This is a genomic window from Kitasatospora griseola, from assembly GCF_044999035.1.
GTDB lineage: Bacteria > Actinomycetota > Actinomycetes > Streptomycetales > Streptomycetaceae > Kitasatospora > Kitasatospora griseola.
Map to the genome: position 1 here is coordinate 2,381,079 of NZ_CP173360.1, position 18,338 is coordinate 2,399,416.

Genomic DNA, 18,338 nt, shown 5'->3' on the forward strand with positions numbered 1-18,338 from the left:
GTCCGCCCACCGGAAGGACGCCCCACCGACGCCCACCCGTACAGACGACCCCCGCCCCCGAAACTCATCGGCCCCCATCCGACAAATTCCCGACTCCCCCACACCCCGGAGAACCCCGCCGACCCCGGACACGCACCCCCGCCACCGGAGTGCGAACCGCAGCTCTCCGCCCCAGCCGCCCCACCACCCCCCTCGCAGCGGAATCCTCCCGCCAACCCCGGGGCGTCCAGCCACACGAACCGGAGAACCCGCCGGCCTGCTCACTCCCAAGCCCCGCGCAGCGGAATCCCCCCAGGCCGGACTCCCTCGCCCGGACCGCGCGCAGCGGAGAACCCCACCGGCCCCCAGCCGCAGCCCCGCTACCAGGGTCCGTACGACCGCCGGCCTACCCACCCCCAGGCCATGCGCAGCGAAGAACCCCTTCGTCCCCGGACACCCCTGCCCACGCTCACGCAGCCCCAGCCACCGGCGTTCGCACAACCGCCGACCCCTCAACCCAGCCCTCAAGCTCCACGCAGCGGGATGGGCTCCCGCAGCCCTTCCTCGAACCCGCAGCCCACGCCCCGCGCAGCGGACAACCCCCGTCAGTCGCGGACCCCCCAGCCACGCTCCCCCAACCCCGCCGCCAAGGCCCGCACGACGCCGGCCTCCTCGACCCCCTCCCCCGAACCCCGCGCAGCGGGCCCCCACCCGCCCGGGGCCCCCGCCGCCCTTCCTCAAATCCCCCGCCCACGCCCCGCGCAGCGGACAACCCCCGTCAGTCGCGGACCCCCCAGCCACGCTCCCGCAGCCCCGCCACCAGGGCCCGCACGACCGCCGGGGCGACGGCCAGTTGGACGTGGCCGACCTGTTGGCCGGTGGAGTGCTCGATGGTGACGTCCTCGATGTTGACGCCGAGGGCGCCGACTTCGCCGAAGAGGCGGCCGAGTTCGCCGGGCTGGTCGCCGAGGACGACGGTGACGGTCTCGTAGCGGGTGGGCGGTGCGCCGTGCTTGCCGGGGATGCGGGCCTGGCCGGTGTTGCCGCGGCGCATGACGGCTTCGATGCCGGCGGCGCCTTCGCGGCGTTCGGCCTCGTCGGTGCCCTGGAGGGCCCGGAGCGCGGTGACGGTCTCGGCGAGGTCGGTCGCGAGGTCGTCGAGGATGTCGGCGACGACGCCCGCGTTGGCGGAGAGGATGTCGATCCACATGGCGGGGTTGGACGCGGCGATCCGGGTGACGTCGCGCACGCCCTGCCCGGAGAGCCGGACCGCGGTCTCCTCGGCGTGTTCGAGGCGGGCCGCGACCAGCGAGGACAGCAGTTGCGGTGCGTGCGAGACCAGCGCGACCGCCCGGTCGTGGTCGGCGGCGTCCATGACGATCGGCATCGCCCCGCACAGTGCGACGAGTTCGAGGGCGGCGTTGAGCGTCTCGGTGTCGGTGTCGGCGGTGGGCGTGAGCACCCAGGGCCGGCCTTCGAAGAGGTCGGCGGTGGCGGCGAGCGGCCCGGAGCGTTCCCGGCCGGCCATCGGGTGGGAACCGATGTAGTGGACGGTGTCGAGGCCGAGTGCGGTGATCTCGCCGCGCGGCCCGGCCTTGACGCTGGCGACGTCGGTGTAGCAGCGGGCGAGGCCGCGCCGCTGGCAGTCCGCGAGGACCTTGCCGACGAGGGCGGGCGGCACCGCGATGATCGCCAGGTCGACGGGCCCGTCGGGGAGTTCGGTGGTGCCGGCGCCGAGCGAGGCGGCCGTGCGGGCGGCGTCCTGGTCGGCGTCCTCCAGGTGGACGCTTATGCCGCGGCGGGTGAGGGCGAGCGCGGCGGAGGTTCCGATGAGTCCGGTGCCGATGACGGCGGCTGTGCGCATGGCGGGTCCTCGTCCTACTGGTCGCGGTGCTGGTCGGGCCATTGTCCCGCACGGCCCGGCGGGCGGGCGCGGTTGGCCGACTCGCAGGGGAAATCCGGGTGGTGTGACGGCGGTTGGGTGCAGACTGGGCGCCCGGGTCCGGGGTTCGGGCCGGTGGCGAAGGGGGCGAGGTGGCGGGGCAGCTGGCGGTGTGGGAGTCGAGGCTGGAGTCGGTGGTGGTGCACGCGGTGGGTGCGGTGTGCCGTCGCCGCGCGTCGGGTGTACTGCCGGCGGACGGCCGGGTGCGGGTGACGGGGCTGCCGCGGCTCGCCGCGGAGGGTTCGCTGCGGGTGCGGGTGCTGTCCGGCGCGGCGCGGGTCGTGGAGGCCCGGGTCGAGCATGTCGAGAGCGTCCGCGAGGAGGACGAATCGCCCGCCTGGGAGCGGGAGTTGAAGGAGCTGGGCGCGGAGCGCGACCGCCTGGTGGAGCGTCAGGAGCGGTTGGACGCGCGGATCCGGGAGGTGGCGGCGCTGCGCCCGGTGTCGCCGCAGCGCCGCCGCGACGAGGGCTTGCGGCGGGCGCCGGCGGACGCGGTGCTGGAGCTGGCGGAGTTCGTGGACGCGCGTCTCGCGGTGCTGCACGAGCGGGCGGTGGAGCTGGCGCAGCAGGTCGCGTCGGCGGACCACGCGTTCGACGTGGCGTCGGTCCGTGCGCGGCAGCGGTCGAGCGCCGATCAGCCGGGCGGGGTGGAGTCGTCGGCGCGGGCGGTGGTGACGGTCCGCGGCGCGGGGCCGGTGGAGTTGGAGGTGGAGTACGCGGTGCCGGGCGCGGTGTGGGTGCCGACGTACCAGTTGGCGCACCGCCGGGGTGAGCGTGCGGCCCGGCTGACGTTGCGGGCGTCGGTGGCGCAGCGCACGGGCGAGGACTGGTCGGGGGTGCGGCTCGCGCTGTCGACGGCGGATCTGGCCCGGCCGAGCGGGCTGCCGCGGCTGAGTTCGCTGCGGATCGGCCGTCGGCAGCCGGCCCCGGCGCCGTCGGGGTGGCGGGCGCAGCCGGCGGGGCTGGACGAGTTGTTCGCCGACTGGGTGGGCGCGCAGGCGTCGAAGCCGGTGCCGGAGGGGCCGCGGGCGATCGGCGCGGTGCCGGTGGCTGCGACGGCGCCGGCCCCGGTGGCGCCGAAGCCGGGCCGTCCGGCGGGCGGTGGTGCGTCCGCGAAGGCCCGCCCGGCGGGTTTCGGCGCGGCGGCCTCGATGCAGCCGCGGTCGATGCCGGCGCCGGCCGCCCCGCAGGGCCCGCCGCCCGCGGGCGCGCCGGCCGAGGTGATGGCGTACGGCGGTGCGGTGCCCGCGCCGTTCATGGCGGAGCTGTCCGCCGATGCGGCCGCCGACCCGGCCGAGCCCGCCGTCCCGGCGGGGCCGCGTCCGTCCGCGGACCAGTTGGACTACGCGGGGCTGGTGCTGGCGGGCGCGCAGGAGGAGTCGTTCCGCCGGGGCCGGCTGTTCCCGCGGGGCGAGTCGGCCGCGGCGGGCGCGTTGCGGGGCGCGGAGGCGGTGGGCGGGCTGCCGTTGCCGGTGTTCGCGGTGCGGCCGCGCGAGTCGGCGGGGTCGTTCGACCACCGGTTCGACGCGGTGGCGCCGGCCGAGATCCCGTCGGACGGGGTGTGGCACACGGTGGCGGTGGCGGAGCTGCCGGTGGAGGTGGCGACGCGCTACGTGTGCGTGCCGTCGGTGGAGGAGGCGGTGTACGCGGTGCTGGAGCTGGCGAACGGCACAGCGCACGCGCTGCTGGCGGGGCCGGTGGAGGTGTCGGTGGACGGCGGCTTCCTGACGACGGCGGCGCTGCCGACGCTGGCGCCCGGCGGGGTGCGCGAGGTGGGCCTGGGCCGCGCGGAGGAGGTGCGGGTGGCCCGGCACAGCGAGGTGCGGGAGTCGACGTCGGGGGTGTTGAACTCGACGGCGGTGCTGGACCACCAGGTGCGGATCGAGTTGGTGAACCGGCTGCCGCACGACGCGCCGGTGGAGGTCCGCGAGCGGGTGCCGGTGAGCGGTGACGCGGAGGTGCGGGTGGAGGAGCGGCCGGGCTGGTCGCCGCCCGAGGAGCCGACCGCTCAGCTCCCGTCGTCGGCGCGGATCCGGCGGGTGGTGGTGCCGGCCGGGGGTTCGACGGAGCTGACGGGCGGTTATGTGATCCGGATCCCGGCCGGTAAGGCCGTGGTCGGCGGGAACCGAAGGAGTTGAACGTGGACGAGGAGACGATCGCCCTTCCGGTGACCGCGGTGACGTGCCTGGAGGACCGGGCGCAGCTGGAGCGGACGGCGGAGCTGGAGCTGGCGCCGGGCGTGCACCGGCTGCGGCTGGGCCCGGTGACGGCGCTGGCGGTGGACCGTTCGCTGCACGCGGCGGTGCTGGCCGGGGACGGCGCGCCGACCGAGGCGGCGAAGGTGCTGGACGTCCGCCTGGTGCGGTCCTGGCAGCCGCCGGCGCCGCTCGCGCCGGGCGCCGACGATTCGGCGCTGCGCCGCCGGGTGCACCGGCTGGAGCGCGAGTACCTGACCGAGTCGCGCCGCCAGGAGCGCCTGGAGGCGCGGCTGGCGCTGCTCGGCCAGCTGGCCGCGGACCTGCTGCGGGAGATCGGCGAGGGCGCGGGCGTCGGCGAGCTGGAGCAGGCCCGCTGGTCGCGCGAGCTGGACCGGGTGGACGCCGAGCGGGAGTCGTACGGCGAGCAGTTGCGGGCCTCGCGGATGCGCGCGTCCGAGCTGACGGTGGCCCAGGGGCACGCCGAGCTGGCGCTGTCCCGGGCCGAGGAGGAGCCGGTCGAGCTGCTGGCGTTCGTGGAGCTGTCGGTGGAGTGCTCCGAGCCGGGCCGGTTCCTGGCCCGGGTGGGGCATCTGACGGCGTGCGCGCTGTGGCGGCCCGCGTACCGGGCCGAACTGGCGGGCGACACACTGCGGTTGGAGACCGAGGCGGTGGTGTGGCAGCGCACCGGCGAGGACTGGTCGAACGTCGCGCTGACGCTGTCCACGGCCCGTTCCGCGTCGGCGGGCGAGCCGCCGGCGCTGGTCGAGGACCGGCTGGTGCTGCGGGAGCGCTCGGCGCAGGAGAAGAAGACCGTCGAGGTGGAGCTGCGCGAGCAGGCGATCGCCGACGCGGGCCCGCTGGAGCCGGGCCTGCCGGGCGTGGACGACGGCGGCGAGGTGCGGGTGCTGCGGGCCGCGGAACCGGTCACGGTGCCCTCGGACGGGCGGGCGCACCGGGTGCCGGTGAGCGCGTTCGAGACCGGGGCGCGCAGCGAGTTCGCGGCGGCGCCGGAGCTGTCCGAGCTGGTGACGGAGGTGGTGTCGTTCCGCAACGCCTCGGGGCACGCGCTGCTGGCCGGTCCGGTGGACCTGGTGCGCGGCTCCGGCTGGACCGGCCGGGGCGCGCTGGAGTTCGCCGCGGCGGGCGCGCCGGTGCGGCTGGCGTTCGGTTCCACGGACGGCCTGCGGGTGGTGCGGGAGTTCGAGGAGCGCCGCGAGGGCGCCGGCCTGGGCGGCCAGCGCACCCTGCTGACCCGTACGGTGCGCCTGCACCTGTCGCGGTTCTCCGCGCCCGGCGAGGACGCCGAGCAGGTGGTGACGGTCCGCGAGCGGATCCCGGTCTCCGAGGTGCAGGCGGTGGAGGTGCGGCTGCGCAGGGACCGCTGCGCGCCGCCGCCCGACGAGCTGGACGCCGACGGTATCGCCCGCTGGGAGGTGCCGCTGCCGCCGGGCGGCCGGCGCACCGTCACGCTGGTGTACGAGGTGTCGGCGGCGGCGAAGGTGGCGGGCCTGTGAGCGGCCGCGCCCGACAGGCCGTCAGCTCCGGTACAAAAGAGACATGATCTACCATCTCGCCCCGCTGGACGACTGGCTGCGCGACCCGGGCCGGCCGTACACCGCCGCCTCGCTGCTCACCGAGGGCTTCCTGCACTGCTCGCCGGACGAGACCACGGTGCTGGCGGTCGCCAACCAGTACTTCCCGGACTCCCCGGATCCGCTGATGGCGCTGCTGATCGAGGAGAAGCTCGTCGAACCGATGGTGAAGTGGGAGGCGGCCACCGGCGGGCCGCCTCCCGGCAGCACCCCGGGGGTGCTGTTCCCGCACATCTACGGGCGGCTGAACCGGACGGCCGTGGTGGGCCTGGAGAAGGTGGAGCGCGGCCCGGACGGGCGCTGGGCCGCGCTGCGCCCCTGGAGCTAGCCGGGCTACAGCCAGCCGCGCTCGCGGGCCGCCATCCCGGCCTGGAACCGGGTGGTGGCCCCGAGTTCGCGCATCAGGCCCTGCAGGCGGCGCTGGGTGGTGCGGGCGCTCCAGCCGAGCGAGCGGGCGATCGACTCGTCGGTGAGGCCGGCGGCGAGCAGTCCGAGCAGCTTCAGGTGGTCGGAGTCCGGCCCGGGGCCGTCGCCGCCGCCGATCACGGTCTGCAGCGGCACGGCCCGCTCCCACTCGGCCTCGAACAGCGCGTCCAGGGCCTGCAGCAGCGCGGACGGGTGGATGACGTACGCGGCGTCCAGGACGCTGTCGCCGACGCTGATCGGGATGATCGCCATCTTGTCGTCGGCCATCATCATCTTCATCGGCAGCACCGGCCGCACCCGGGCCTCCTCGCCGTCCTCGACGCCGGTGAGGATCTCCTGCTCCAGCCGCCCGGGCCAGGCGATCGCCTCCTTGTCGAAGACGGTGCGGATCCGCACCCCGGCCTTGAGCTTGGCCCGCTGCCGGGGCTGCTGCACGGTCGGGTCCTGCACGTACGGCGGGCAGTCGAAGCCGCGGATCTGGTACTGGCCGGACTCCACCAGGTGCTCCAGCCGCTGGGCGATCGCCTCGCCGCCGGTGAGCACCTCCACCGAGTGCGCGGGGTCGGTGTACCGGGACGCCTCCCGGAAGGCGTCCATCAGGCGGTGCATCTCGGCGCGGGCGGAGCGCAGTTCGGCCTCGCGATGGCCTATCAGGGTGCCGATGGCGACGTCGGGGGCGACCGCCAGGTAGCGCTCCCGATCGACCGGGGCGCGCGTCGCCATGCCCTGTTCGGCGAGGCGGTCCAGCGCCTGCCGGCACTGGTCCAGGGTCAGGCCGCAGTGTTCGGCCAGCTCCTGGGCGGTCGACTGCGGCGCGACGACCAGCGCGGCGTACACCTGGCCGTCCGGCCGGCCGAGGCCCAGCACGGTGAATGCGTCGAGCATGAACTTCCTTCCCCCGCCGCCCCGTCCCCTGACGCGGTGGCGCACTTCCGCCACGCGCCGGGGCGAACTTCGGTGGCAATCTTCTGCCAACGGGTCGAACGATAGCAAGGCCGCACGGCCCGCCTCGCCGGTCAAGACCCGGCAAAGTCTCCGTACACGCCGGGAGCCCGTTCGCCGTACACGGCGAACGGGCTCCCGGCAAGGGCTGCCGTTACAGCCCGACCTCGTTCATCAGCGCCCCGACCTCGGGGTTGGTCAGGCGGCGCAGCCAGCCCGACTTCTGGTCGCCGAGCGAGATCGGCCCGAACGCGGTGCGGACCAGCTTCTCCACCGGGAAGCCGACCTCGGCCAGCAGGCGACGCACGATGTGCTTGCGGCCCTCGTGCAGGGTCACCTCGACCAGGTAGTTCTTGCCGACGTTCGAGATCACCTTGAAGCTGTCGGCACGCGCCCAGCCGTCCTCCAGCTCCACGCCCTTGGCGAGCTGCTTGCCCAGGTCGCGCGGGATCGGGCCCTGGATGGCCGCCAGGTAGGTCTTGGTGACGCCGTACTTGGGGTGGGTCAGCCGGTGGGCCAGCTCGCCGTGGTTGGTGAGCAGGATGATGCCCTCGGTCTCGGTGTCCAGACGGCCGACGTGGAACAGCCGGGTCTCCCGGTTGGTCACGTAGTCGCCCAGGCACTGGCGGCCCTCCGGGTCCTCCATGGTGGAGACCACGCCGGCCGGCTTGTTCAGCGCGAAGAACAGGTACGACTGGGTGGCGACGGTCAGCCCGTCGACCTTGATCTCGTCGTTCATCGGGTCGACCCGCAGGCCCTGCTCGACCACGAGCTTGCCGTTGACCTCGACCCGGCCCTGCGCGATCAGCTCCTCGCAGGCCCGACGGCTGCCCATGCCGGCCCGGGCCAGCACCTTCTGCAGGCGCTCGCCCTCTTCGCCGACCTGCTTGCCGGGGCCCTCGTGCCGGGCCAGCACCCGGTCCTCGATCTTGCCCTGCAGCTCGCGCGAGCGCTGCGGCTGACGCCGCGGGTCGCCGGGCGCGCCCTGCCCGTCCCGACGCGGCCGGGGCGCCGCCCCGGGCTTGCGGGAGCCGAACGCGCCGCGCCCCGGCGTCGCGTTCGGGCCGCCGCCGTACTCGGGGCGGTCGTACTTGCGCTCCTCCGGCCGCAGCGGCCGGTCCGGGTAGCGGCGCTCCTCGCGCCCGCTGCCACCGCGCTGCGAGCCCCCGTACGAGCCCGAGCCGCCGCCGTACGAGCCCGAGGAGCCCGAACCGCCGCCGTACGAGCCCGAGCCGCCGCGGGACGATCCGCCCCGGCTGCCGCCGCCCTGGCCGTAGGACGATCCGCCCCGGCCTTGACCGCCGCCGCCCTGGCCGTAGGACGACCCGCCGCGGCTGCCGCCCTGCTGGCCACCCCGGCCGCCCTGTCCGCCCCGGCCTTGACCGCCGCCGCCGCTGTTCCTGCCGTTGCCACTGCTACGCATCAAAATGTCCGTACGTCGTTTCCGTCTGGGTCCGGGTCGGCCTGGTTCGGCCCCTCCTGTGCGGCGGCGACCGCCTGCGCGATCATCGTGCCCTCAAGGGACTCCGTTTCCACGTCGTCGACCTCGGGCAGGAAGGGCGCGAGCTCCGGCAGCTCGTCCAGGCCGCGCAGCCCCATCCGTTCCAGGAAGTAGTTCGTCGTCCGATACAGGATCGCTCCGGTCTCGGGCTCGGTGCCGGCTTCTTCGACCAGTCCTCGCTGTACCAGGGTACGCATCACGCCGTCGCAGTTCACACCACGGACCGCGGAAACCCGCCCGCGCGACACCGGCTGCCGGTACGCCACCACCGCCAGAGTCTCCAGCGCGGCCTGCGTGAGCCGGGCCTGCTGCCCGTCCAGGACGAACCGCTCCACCGCCGCCGAACACTCCGCACGACTGTAGAACCGCCACCCGCCGGCCACCTGCCGCAGCTCGAAACCGCGCCCCTGTGCGGTGTACTCCGCCGCCAACTCCCGTAGCACAGCAGCCACTTCTCTCGCCGACGCGGCCAGCACCGAGGCCAGCCGGCCCTCCGCCACCGGCTCGTCGGCGACCATCAGCACCGCCTCCAGCGCCGCCCGCAGCGGCACCCCGGCCTCCGCCTCGGGCAGCGCCAGGACCCGCTCCACCGGCTCCACCCGCTCGCCGTCGGGATACGCCGACTCCTGCCACTCCCCGGGCCGGGCCTGCCCGGGCAGGCCCAGCGTCCGCCGCGACCGCTGCTCCGTCATCGGGCACCGCCTTCCTCGCCGCCGTCCACGGGACGGTCGAACTCGTCGGTCACCTCGACCGTCCGGTCCCCCTCGGCGACCCAGCGCACCACCAGCTCCTCCAGAGCCTGCGGCTGCTCGAACGCCAGCACCTTCTCCCGGTACAGCTCCAGCAGCGCCAGGAACCGCGCCACCACCACCAGCGCGTTGTCCGCGTCCGCCACCAGTCGCCCGAACGTCGCCTCCCCCAGCGCGCTCAGCCGCTCCACCACCAGCGCCGCCTGCTCCCGCACGCTCACCGGCGGCATGTGGATGTGGTCCACGTACACCGCCGGCTTCGGCTTCGGCACGAACGCCCTCGCCGCCAGCTGCGCGAACCGCTCCGGCCCGATCGACAGCACCACCTCGGGCAGCAGCTGCGCGTGGTGCGGCTCCAGCCCGACCGTCCGCGGCCGCCGCAACGACTCCGCCGCCCACCGCTCGGCGAACAGCTCCGCCACCTTCTTGTACGCCCGGTACTGCAACAGCCGCGCGAACAGCAGGTCCCGCGCCTCCAGCAGCGCCAGGTCCTCCTCGTCCTCGACCTCCGCCACCGGAAGCAGTCGCGCCGCCTTCAGGTCCAGCAGCGTCGCCGCCACCACCAGGAACTCGGTCGCCGCATCCAGGTCCCACTCCGGCCCCATCGCCCGGATGTGCGCCACGAACTCGTCCGTGACCCGCGACAGCGCCACCTCGGTGACATCCATCCTGTGCTTCGCGATCAGCCCGAGCAGCAGGTCGAACGGCCCCTCGAAGTTCTCCAACCGGACCTGGAACACAACGGGTAATTCTGGCAGACGAGGAGCGAAATCCAGCTGAGCGCTACCGCCCGCGCAGCCTTCGCACGAGAATCGACGCCTCGCCCCGCTGCTCCAGGTCCGCCAGCACCACCGAGATCGCCTCGCGAACCACCCGCCCGCGGTCGACCGCCAGCCCGTGCTCGCCGCGCAGCACCAGCCGCGCGTGCTCCAGGTCCATCAGCTCCTCGGCGGACACGTACACGGTGATCTTCTCGTCGTGCCGTTCCCGCCCGGACGGGCGCCGGGCCCGTCCGCGTCCGCGCACCGTCGTGGTCGCAGCCCGCCGGGCCGCCTCCGCGGGGTCCTCCGCGCGCCCCGCAGGGCCCGCGACGGGCTCCGGCCGGGCGGCCGGGACGTCCGCGGTGCGGCCCGCCCCGGAAGCGCCCTGAGCGTCCTTCACGGGCTCCTGCGCCCGTGCGGCGCCGCCGGAGGCACTGGCGCCGCCGCCGGAACCGTTGCGTGCGAGCGAGGGCGACAGGGCCATTCCGCCGGTTGCCCGGAACAGTTCGTCGGCCCCCGGGAGGCTCACTCGACGGGGCGGCACCGGTCGAGCACCTCCCTGGCGAGCTGTCGGTAGGCGGCCGCGCCGACCGAGTTGGTGGCGTAGGTGGTGATCGGCTCGCCGGCCACGGTGGTCTCGGGGAACCTGACGGTCCGTCCGATGACGGTGTGGAAGACGTGCTCGCCGAACGCCTCGACGACCCGGGCCAGCACCTCGCGCGAGTGCACGGTGCGGGAGTCGTACATGGTGGCGAGGATGCCGTCCAGGCGCAGTTCGGGGTTGAGCCGCTCGCAGACCTTCTCGATGGTCTCGGTGAGCAGCGCGACGCCGCGCAGCGCGAAGAACTCGCACTCCAGCGGCACGATGACGCTGTGAGCGGCCGTCAGGGCATTGACCGTCAGCAGGCCCAGCGAGGGCTGGCAGTCGATGATGACGTAGTCGTAGTCGGGCAGCAGCGGCTTGAGCGCGCGGGCCAGCGCGGACTCGCGGGCGACCTCGCTGACCAGCTGCACCTCGGCGGCGGACAGGTCGATGTTGGACGGCAGCAGGTCCATGCCGGGGATGGCGGTCTTCAGCAGGACCTCATCGGCCGTCAGGCCCCGCTCCATGAGCAGGTTGTAGACCGTGACGTCGAGTTCCATCGGGTTGACGCCGAGGCCGACGGAGAGCGCGCCCTGCGGGTCGAAGTCCACCAGCAGGACCCGGCGGCCGTACTCGGCGAGTGCGGCGCCCAGGTTGATGGTGGAGGTGGTCTTGCCGACTCCGCCCTTCTGGTTGCACATCGCGATGATCTGCGCGGGGCCGTGCTCGGCGATCGGCGCGGGGATCGGGAAGTACGGCAGCGGACGGCCGGTCGGTCCGACCCGCTCGCGGCGCTGGCGGGCCGCGTCGGGGGCCAGCGTGGCGGCGTACTCGGGGTCGGGCTCGTACTCGGCGTCCGGGTCGTCGTAGGGCCCGTAGCCGAGTTCGTTGTAGGCCAGGCCGTACGCCGCGAAGTCGGCGTCGTAGTCGGTGGCGGCCGTCGCCGCGCTCTGACGCGCCTCGAAGGTGCGGACCGCGACCGAGCCGACCTCCTGCGCACCCACCGTGGCGTGCCGGGCTTCCTCGTTCGGCTGCCCGGCGGAGAGCTCCGCCAGTCCTGGCTGACCACCCCCGGGAGCAAATGTCGACTCATTCACAAGTCGTCTTACCTCCTTGGACATCCAGGACTCTATGTCGATTCGTCAGCGTGGCAGCATGCCAACGGTTTGCGACTCTAGGCCGTTTCGGGCATTCGCAGCAACACAATCCACGGTAGTGGGCCGGTTGTGTCGGCCACTCACCCACCCCGTGTCAAGAGACGACCCTAACGTTTCCGCGCAGGCGGCGGGCCGTGAGGGGGCGTCAGGTGTCCTTGTCGACAGAGCGGGTGACAAACCGCACCGGAATTGACCGGCCGTGGACACCTCCGGGCGCCTCGGCGAAACCCCGGGGCCGCTTCGGGCATGCCGAAGCCCCCGGACCGAACAGGACGGACGGCCGGGGGCGACAGCGGGTGCGGGGCGTCAGGCGAGGACGCTCTCCAGCGAGACCGACTCCAGGCCGAAGGCCTCGGCGACGGCCGGGAAGGTGATCTGGCCCTCGTGCACGTTCAGGCCCTTGGCGAGCGCGGCGTCGCGGCGCAGCGCGTCCTTCCAGCCACGGTTCGCCAGCTCCACCACGTACGGCAGGGTGGCGTTGGTGAGCGCGTAGGTGGAGGTGTTGGGGACGGCGCCCGGCATGTTCGCCACGCAGTAGAAGACCGAGTTGTGGACCTGGAAGGTCGGCTCGGCGTGTGTGGTGGCGTGCGAGTCCTCGAAGCAGCCGCCCTGGTCGATGGCGATGTCGACGAGCACGGAGCCCGGCTTCATGCGGGAGACCAGCTCGTTGGTGACGAGCTTCGGGGCCTTGGCGCCCGGGATCAGCACGGCGCCGATGACCAGGTCGGCCTCGACGACGGCCTTCTCCAGCTCGAAGGAGTTGGAGACGATGGCCTTGATCTTGTTGCCGAAGATCTTGTCGGCCTCGCGCAGCTTGTTGATGTCGCGGTCCAGCAGGGTCACGTCGTAGCCCATGCCGATGGCGATGGTGGCCGCGTGCCAGCCGGAGACGCCACCGCCGATGACGACGGCCTTGGCCGAGTGGGTGCCGGGCACGCCGCCGGGCAGGGTGCCGCGGCCGCCGGCCGGACGCATCAGGTGGTACGAGCCGACCTGCGGGGCCAGGCGGCCCGCGACCTCGGACATCGGGGCCAGCAGCGGCAGGGCGCCGTTCGCCAGCTGCACGGTCTCGTACGCGATGGCGGTGGTGCCGGAGGCGAGCAGCGCGTCCGTGCCCGGGCGGTCGGCCGCCAGGTGCAGGTAGGTGAAGAGGGTCTGGCCCTTGCGCAGTCGGTGGTACTCCGACGCGATGGGCTCCTTCACCTTGAGGATCATGTCGGCCGCGGCCCACACCTCGTCGGCGGTGGGGAGGATGGTGGCGCCGGCGGCCACGTACTCCTCGTTGGGGATCGAGGAGCCGACACCGGCGTTGTCCTCGATGACGACCTCGTGTCCGTTGCGGACCAGCTCATGCACACCGGCAGGCGTGATGGCCACGCGGTACTCGTGGTTCTTGACCTCGCGGGGGATGCCGACCTTCACGGCTAACACGTCCTCTTGCCATGGGGAACCTACCGGGGGAAGACCGGCGGGGCGACGCGCACGAGGGGGGGGCACAACGGGACAACCGGTGCATGGATCCATGCGCGACTGAGTTCGATTGTAATGAAGCCCAGGAAGCGTGTCAGCCTTCCAAAGCGAACAAATCAGCTCGACTCATTGGCAAGTTCGTAGGCTTGCAGGCTTCCTGAGGTCACATTGCGGGGCGAACTCCGCACTCAAGACACTACTCCGAAAGTGGACGAAACCCCTCCTGGCCCAGGTGCTGCCGCAGCCGCGCGGCCAGCCCCGCGACCTGCTGCTCGCCCGCCCGGTCGCCGATCCGGCGCAGCACCGCCGCCGCCGAGCGGTACTCCCGCAGCGCCTCCTCGAAGCGCCGCAGCGCGGTGTGCGCCTCCGCCACCCGCACCAGCAGCCGGGCCTCCGTGACCTGGTCGCCGACCGCCTGCCGCAGCACCAGCGCCCGCCCGTACGCGTCGGCGGCCCGCAGCGGATCGCCCAGCGCCCGGTGGCAGTGGCCCACCCCCTCCAGCGCCCGGGCACAGCCGCCCTCGTCGCCCGCGCCCCGGGACAGCTCCACCGCCCGGCGGTAGCGCTCGGCGGCCTGCTCCCAGCGGTCCGCGTCCGCCTGCAGGTCGCCGAGGTTGAGCAGCGCGGCGGCGGCCCGGCGCGGGGCGCCCTGCCGCTCGGCGACCTTGAGCACCGACTCGTGCAACGCGTGCAGGTCCGCCGGCGCGGCCTCCCCGGTCAGCGGCAGAGTCCGCAGCAGCGCCGCCACCAGACGGCCCGCGGTGCCGTCCAGGTCGCCCTGACCGACGGCGTCCGCGACGGCGGCGAGAAGTTGCTCACGTTCCCCCAGCAGCCACTGCCCGGCGTGCGCCGCCGAACGCAGCCGCAGCGGCCCCGGCAGCGGGTCGGGGTTCGGGCCGGCCGCCGGATCCAGCAGCAGCCGCGCCGAATCGACCAGCCGCACCAGCCGCTCCAGCAGCCGGGCCCGGGCCAGCTCCAGCTCGGACGGCCTGTCCAGCTCGCCGCGCAGCTCCACCAGCCGCCCGTACAGCCGCCCCGGCACCCGGTAGCGCTCGGTGCCGTCGGCGGCCGCCGGCTCCCGCTCCATCAGCTCCAGCTCGGCCAGCGCCGCCAGGTGCGACCCGGCCTCCGGCGCCGGACAGCCCACCAGCGCCGACGCAGTCCGCAGGTCGACCTGCTGGCCGGGCGCCAGCGTGCACAGCCGCAACAGCCGCGCCCGGGCGGCCGGCAGCCGCCGGTACGCGGGCTCGAACGCGCCCCGCAGCGGGTCGCCCTCCACCACCGGCACGGTGTCCGGCTGCTCCGCCGCCTCCGCGCGGGAGCGCTCCCGCGCCTGCTGCTCCGGCGGACGCCGCAGGCGCTCCGCGGCCTCGGTGACGGGCAGCCGGGGCTCGCTGCGCAACCAGCCCGCGGCCAGCCGCAACGCCGCCGGACGGTTGGCGCACGCCTCCGCGAGCTCGGCCGCGCCCACCGGATCGCAGGAGATCCGGGTACCGCCGACCAGCGCGGACAGCAGGTCGAGGGTCGCGCGGTGCTCCAGCCCGCCCAGGATCACCGGATCGATGCCGTCGATGCCGGTCAGCGGCCCCGAGGTGGTCGCCAGCAGCAGCGACTCGGTCTTCTCCGCGAGCAGCGGCCACACCTGGCCGGTGTCCCGCACGTCGTCCAGCAGCAGCAGCGCCCGCCGCGAGGTCAGGGCCTCGCGCAGCGCCTCGCACGCCGGGTCCTCCTCGGCGGCGCCGGGCAGCAGCGCCAGGCCGGGCCGTTCACCGAGCTGGTCCAGCAGCATCCGGGCGGCCCGCCCCGCGCCCACCCTCGTCCCGTCCGGCGCCGACAGCCGCGCGTACAGCAACCCGTCCGGGTAGTCCGCGGCGACGCTGCGGGCCCACTGCACGGCCAACGCGGTGCGCCCCGAACCCGGTCGCCCCGCCAGCACCGACAGCCGCCCCCGCCCCGACGACGGCCGCCCCGCGGCCACCGTCAGCGCCGCCAGCTCCGCCGTACGCCCCCCGAACGGCCGGGCGCCCGCAGGCAACGCGTCGAAGATCCGGGCCGCCTCGGCCACCGCCGCCGTATCCCTCGCCACCCGCGCCACTCCCGACCCGTCGCCCAGCGCCCCGGACCCGCACACCGGGCCCTGTCCGCGAAGCGTAGTTCGGCCACCCCGCCACGCCGAGACACCCCGGTCCCGCCAACCCCCACACCACCCCCCCGGCCCAACCCGGCAAACGCGCTCCGCGCAGGACGGAAGGAAGGAGGCCCGAATCACCCGGGATCACCCCGCAGGAAGAAGGAGGCACACGCCCACCCGCGCGAAGCCGGGGCCGCCTCGGGCCGGGCCGGCCGAAGGACACGCCCCGGCCCAGCCGCGCGGAGCGCGTCCTCTCCGCGCCCTCATCCCTGCGCGGAGCGCGCCCACCACCCCGTCGACCCCGCGGAGAGACCCGCGGAGAGACCCGCGGAGCGACCCGCGGAGCGACGTCTCAGAACGGCCGGGCCGGCCAGGGCGCGTCGGCCGGGCGGAGGGTGTCGATGCCGCCGCGGGCGAGGGTGGCGTGGAGGGCGAGGGCGCCGGTGACCAGGGTGGGGTTGTGGAGTTCGCCGGCCAGGACCAGGTCGAGGAGTTGTTCGAGCGGGACCCAGGCGGATTCCAGTTCCAGTTCCTCGCCGTGGGCGGCGTACCGCTCCCCCTCGGCCTCGGACAGGTCGGTGGCGAGGAAGAGCCGCAGGGCCTCGTTGCTGCCGCCGGGCGAGGTGTAGAAGTCGACCAGGACGCGCCAGGCGCCGGCCTTGCAGTGGGCCTCTTCGAAGAGTTCGCGCTGGGCGGCGTGCAGCGGGTTCTCCCCGGGCACGTCGAGGAGTCCGGCGGGCAGTTCCCAGAGCCGGTGCCGGACGGGGTGCCGGTACTGGCGCAGGACGAGGACGCGGGCCTGTTCGTCGACGGCGAGGACGCCCACCGACCCGGGGTGGAGCTGGTAGTCGCGCTGGGCCCAGCTGCCGTCGGGCATCCGCACCTGCTCGGAGCGCATCCCGGTCATCCTGCCCTGGAAGGGCGTCCGTCCGTCCCGGACGTCCCATTCCTCGGCCACGTCGCGCATCCCGGTCACCGGGCACCACCCCTTCTCGTCAGTCCGACACAATCTAGCGGACGGAGCCGCCCCGACACGCCGAAGCCGCCCGCCCCGGAGCGAACTCCGGGACGGGCGGCTTCACGCGCAACAGGGAACCGTCAGCCGACCTTGCGGTCGATCGCCGCGGCGACCAGGCCCGCGAACAGCGGGTGCGGCCGGGTCGGGCGGGACTTCAGCTCGGGGTGGGCCTGGGTGGCGACCAGGTAGGGGTGGACCTCGCGCGGGTACTCGACGTACTCGACCAGGTCGCCCTTCGGGGAGAGGCCGGAGAACTGCAGGCCGGTCTTCTCCAGGTCGGCGCGGTACGCGTTGTTGACCTCGTAGCGGTGGCGGTGGCGCTCCTCGACGTACTGCTCGCCGCCGTACACCTCGCGCACGATCGAGCCCTCGGCGAGCTTCGCCGGGTACAGGCCCAGGCGCATGGTGCCGCCCAGGTCGCCCTTGCCGTCGACGATGGCGAGCTGCTCGGCCATGGTCGAGATGACGGGGTACTTCGCGGCCGAGTCGAACTCGGTGGAGTTCGCCTCGGGCAGGCCGGCCAGGTTGCGGGCGGCCTCGATGACCACGCACTGCAGGCCCAGGCAGAGGCCGAGCAGCGGGATCTTGTTCTCACGGCCGTAGGTGATCGCGGCGACCTTGCCGTCCACACCGCGGTCGCCGAACCCGCCGGGGATGCAGATCGCGTCGACGTCGCCGAGCTGCTCCTGCGCGCCCTCGGGGGTCTCGCAGTCGTCGGAGGTGACCCACTTGATCTCGACCCGGGCGTTGTTGGCGAAACCGCCGGCGCGCAGCGCCTCGGTCACCGACAGGTAGGCGTCGGGCAGGTCGATGTACTTGCCGACCAGGGCGACCTTGACCACGTGCTGCGGCTCGTGGACGCGGCGCAGCAGGTCGTCCCAGGTGGTCCAGTCGACGTCGCGGAACGGCAGGTCGAGGCGGCGCACCACGTAGGCGTCCAGGTTCTCGGCGTGCAGGACCTTGGGGATGTCGTAGATCGACTTGGCGTCGATCGCGGCGACCACTGCCTCCTCGTCGACGTCGCACATCAGCGAGATCTTGCGCTTGATGGCCTGCGGCACCTCGCGGTCGGCGCGCAGCACGATCGCGTCGGGCTGGATGCCGATGTTGCGCAGCGCGGCCACCGAGTGCTGGGTGGGCTTGGTCTTGAGCTCGCCGGACGGGCCGATGTACGGCAGCAGCGAGACGTGCACGAAGAAGACGTTGTCCCGGCCGACCTCGTGGCGGACCTGGCGGACGGCCTCCAGGAACGGCAGCGACTCGATGTCGCCGACGGTGCCGCCGACCTCGGTGATGACCACGTCGACGTCCTCGGTCGCCATCCGGCGGATCCGGGACTTGATCTCGTTGGTGATGTGCGGGATGACCTGGACGGTGTCGCCGAGGTACTCGCCGCGCCGCTCCTTGGCGATCACGGTGGAGTAGACCTGGCCGGTGGTGACGTTCGCCGAGCCGTGCAGGTTGGTGTCGAGGAAACGCTCGTAGTGACCGATGTCGAGGTCGGTCTCGGCGCCGTCGTCGGTGACGAAGACCTCACCGTGCTGGAACGGGTTCATGGTGCCCGGGTCCACGTTGAGGTACGGGTCGAGCTTCTGCATGGTCACGCGCAGGCCGCGGGCCTTGAGCAGGGCGCCGAGGCTCGAGGCGGTGAGGCCCTTGCCGAGCGAAGAGGCGACACCCCCGGTGACGAAGAGGTGCTTGGTCGTCACGGCGCGGCCGTTGGCCGACTTGCCGGAATGGGGCTGTGCCAAGAGGGGGCTCCCGTGGGTGTCGTGTCGGAGAGTGACGCCGGTGGAGGGGCTCCCGGCCCTCGTTCCCACCAGTTCCACGGGATACCAGCGTATCAGTGCCCCGGCGAGTGCTCGCCCGCGTCCGGGTGGAGAGGGCTC

At 74.0% G+C, this 18,338-nt stretch carries 14 protein-coding genes; 3 read left to right on the plus strand and 11 right to left on the minus strand.

Going from position 1 to position 18,338, the window contains the following annotated elements:
- Positions 1 to 757: 757 nt before the first annotated feature.
- On the minus strand, positions 758 to 1,843 hold the full coding sequence (locus ACI1MP_RS10875; protein WP_363481107.1) for a prephenate dehydrogenase: 1,086 nt from the start codon (positions 1,841 to 1,843) through the stop codon (positions 758 to 760).
- A gap of 170 nt (positions 1,844 to 2,013) precedes the next feature.
- Here ACI1MP_RS10875 and ACI1MP_RS10880 point away from each other — a divergent pair, with 170 nt between their 5' ends.
- From ACI1MP_RS10880 to ACI1MP_RS10890, 3 genes are read left to right on the plus strand one after another with little or no spacing between them, the layout of a single operon-like run.
- Entirely contained in the window at positions 2,014 to 4,059 is a 2,046-nt protein-coding gene (locus tag ACI1MP_RS10880) for a DUF4139 domain-containing protein (protein WP_404868557.1), read from the plus strand.
- Positions 4,056 to 5,633, plus strand: a complete 1,578-nt coding sequence (locus tag ACI1MP_RS10885) for a mucoidy inhibitor MuiA family protein (protein ID WP_380338822.1) — start codon at positions 4,056 to 4,058, stop codon at positions 5,631 to 5,633. Before ACI1MP_RS10880 ends, ACI1MP_RS10885 begins: the two co-directional genes overlap by 4 nt.
- Positions 5,634 to 5,676: 43 nt before the next feature.
- On the plus strand, positions 5,677 to 6,039 hold the full coding sequence (locus ACI1MP_RS10890) for a DUF952 domain-containing protein (RefSeq protein WP_043910248.1): 363 nt from the start codon (positions 5,677 to 5,679) through the stop codon (positions 6,037 to 6,039).
- 5 nt (positions 6,040 to 6,044) lie between these two features.
- Here the strand turns inward: ACI1MP_RS10890 and ACI1MP_RS10895 are convergent, their stop codons facing one another.
- The 10 genes from ACI1MP_RS10895 to ACI1MP_RS10940 form a co-directional block, all read right to left on the minus strand.
- On the minus strand, positions 6,045 to 7,022 hold the full coding sequence (locus ACI1MP_RS10895; protein ID WP_043910246.1) for a helix-turn-helix domain-containing protein: 978 nt from the start codon (positions 7,020 to 7,022) through the stop codon (positions 6,045 to 6,047).
- Positions 7,023 to 7,233: 211 nt separating this feature from the next.
- The gene (locus tag ACI1MP_RS10900; protein ID WP_380338818.1) at positions 7,234 to 8,502 is read right to left on the minus strand and encodes a pseudouridine synthase; all 1,269 of its coding nucleotides are present in this window, start codon (positions 8,500 to 8,502) and stop codon (positions 7,234 to 7,236) included.
- The gene (gene scpB, locus ACI1MP_RS10905) at positions 8,502 to 9,098 is read right to left on the minus strand and encodes an SMC-Scp complex subunit ScpB (RefSeq protein ID WP_380339024.1); all 597 of its coding nucleotides are present in this window, start codon (positions 9,096 to 9,098) and stop codon (positions 8,502 to 8,504) included. Before scpB ends, ACI1MP_RS10900 begins: the two co-directional genes overlap by 1 nt.
- Positions 9,099 to 9,268: 170 nt before the next feature.
- Positions 9,269 to 10,069 carry a segregation and condensation protein A gene (locus ACI1MP_RS10910; protein ID WP_380338815.1) on the minus strand — a complete coding sequence of 267 codons (801 nt, stop codon included), beginning with the start codon at positions 10,067 to 10,069 and terminating at the stop codon, positions 9,269 to 9,271.
- Positions 10,070 to 10,112: 43 nt separating this feature from the next.
- On the minus strand, positions 10,113 to 10,574 hold the full coding sequence (locus ACI1MP_RS10915; protein ID WP_380338812.1) for a hypothetical protein: 462 nt from the start codon (positions 10,572 to 10,574) through the stop codon (positions 10,113 to 10,115).
- Positions 10,575 to 10,615: 41 nt separating this feature from the next.
- Complete coding sequence (locus ACI1MP_RS10920) at positions 10,616 to 11,677, minus strand: ParA family protein (RefSeq protein WP_035867306.1); 1,062 nt, start codon at positions 11,675 to 11,677, stop codon at positions 10,616 to 10,618.
- A gap of 459 nt (positions 11,678 to 12,136) precedes the next feature.
- A complete protein-coding gene (gene ald, locus ACI1MP_RS10925) occupies positions 12,137 to 13,252 on the minus strand; it encodes an alanine dehydrogenase (RefSeq protein WP_100586047.1) in 1,116 nt (371 codons plus the stop codon).
- Between the two features lie 244 nt (positions 13,253 to 13,496).
- On the minus strand, positions 13,497 to 15,386 hold the full coding sequence (locus ACI1MP_RS10930) for a tetratricopeptide repeat protein (protein WP_380338809.1): 1,890 nt from the start codon (positions 15,384 to 15,386) through the stop codon (positions 13,497 to 13,499).
- Between the two features lie 397 nt (positions 15,387 to 15,783).
- Positions 15,784 to 16,398 carry an NUDIX hydrolase gene (locus ACI1MP_RS10935; protein ID WP_189276560.1) on the minus strand — a complete coding sequence of 205 codons (615 nt, stop codon included), beginning with the start codon at positions 16,396 to 16,398 and terminating at the stop codon, positions 15,784 to 15,786.
- 131 nt (positions 16,399 to 16,529) lie between these two features.
- Positions 16,530 to 18,200, minus strand: a complete 1,671-nt coding sequence (locus ACI1MP_RS10940; RefSeq protein WP_304528206.1) for a CTP synthase — start codon at positions 18,198 to 18,200, stop codon at positions 16,530 to 16,532.
- Positions 18,201 to 18,338 lie beyond the last annotated feature (138 nt).

Coding starts and splice junctions, on each gene's coding strand:
- ACI1MP_RS10875 (WP_363481107.1), bottom strand. CDS start 1,843: ATGCGCACAGCCGCCGTCATCGGCACCGGACTCATCGGAACCTCCGCC.
- ACI1MP_RS10890 (WP_043910248.1), top strand. CDS start 5,677: ATGATCTACCATCTCGCCCCGCTGGACGACTGGCTGCGCGACCCGGGC.
- ACI1MP_RS10895 (WP_043910246.1), bottom strand. CDS start 7,022: ATGCTCGACGCATTCACCGTGCTGGGCCTCGGCCGGCCGGACGGCCAG.
- ACI1MP_RS10900 (WP_380338818.1), bottom strand. CDS start 8,502: ATGCGTAGCAGTGGCAACGGCAGGAACAGCGGCGGCGGCGGTCAAGGC.
- scpB (WP_380339024.1), bottom strand. CDS start 9,098: ATGGTCGCCGACGAGCCGGTGGCGGAGGGCCGGCTGGCCTCGGTGCTG.
- ACI1MP_RS10915 (WP_380338812.1), bottom strand. CDS start 10,574: ATGGCCCTGTCGCCCTCGCTCGCACGCAACGGTTCCGGCGGCGGCGCC.
- ACI1MP_RS10935 (WP_189276560.1), bottom strand. CDS start 16,398: ATGCGCGACGTGGCCGAGGAATGGGACGTCCGGGACGGACGGACGCCC.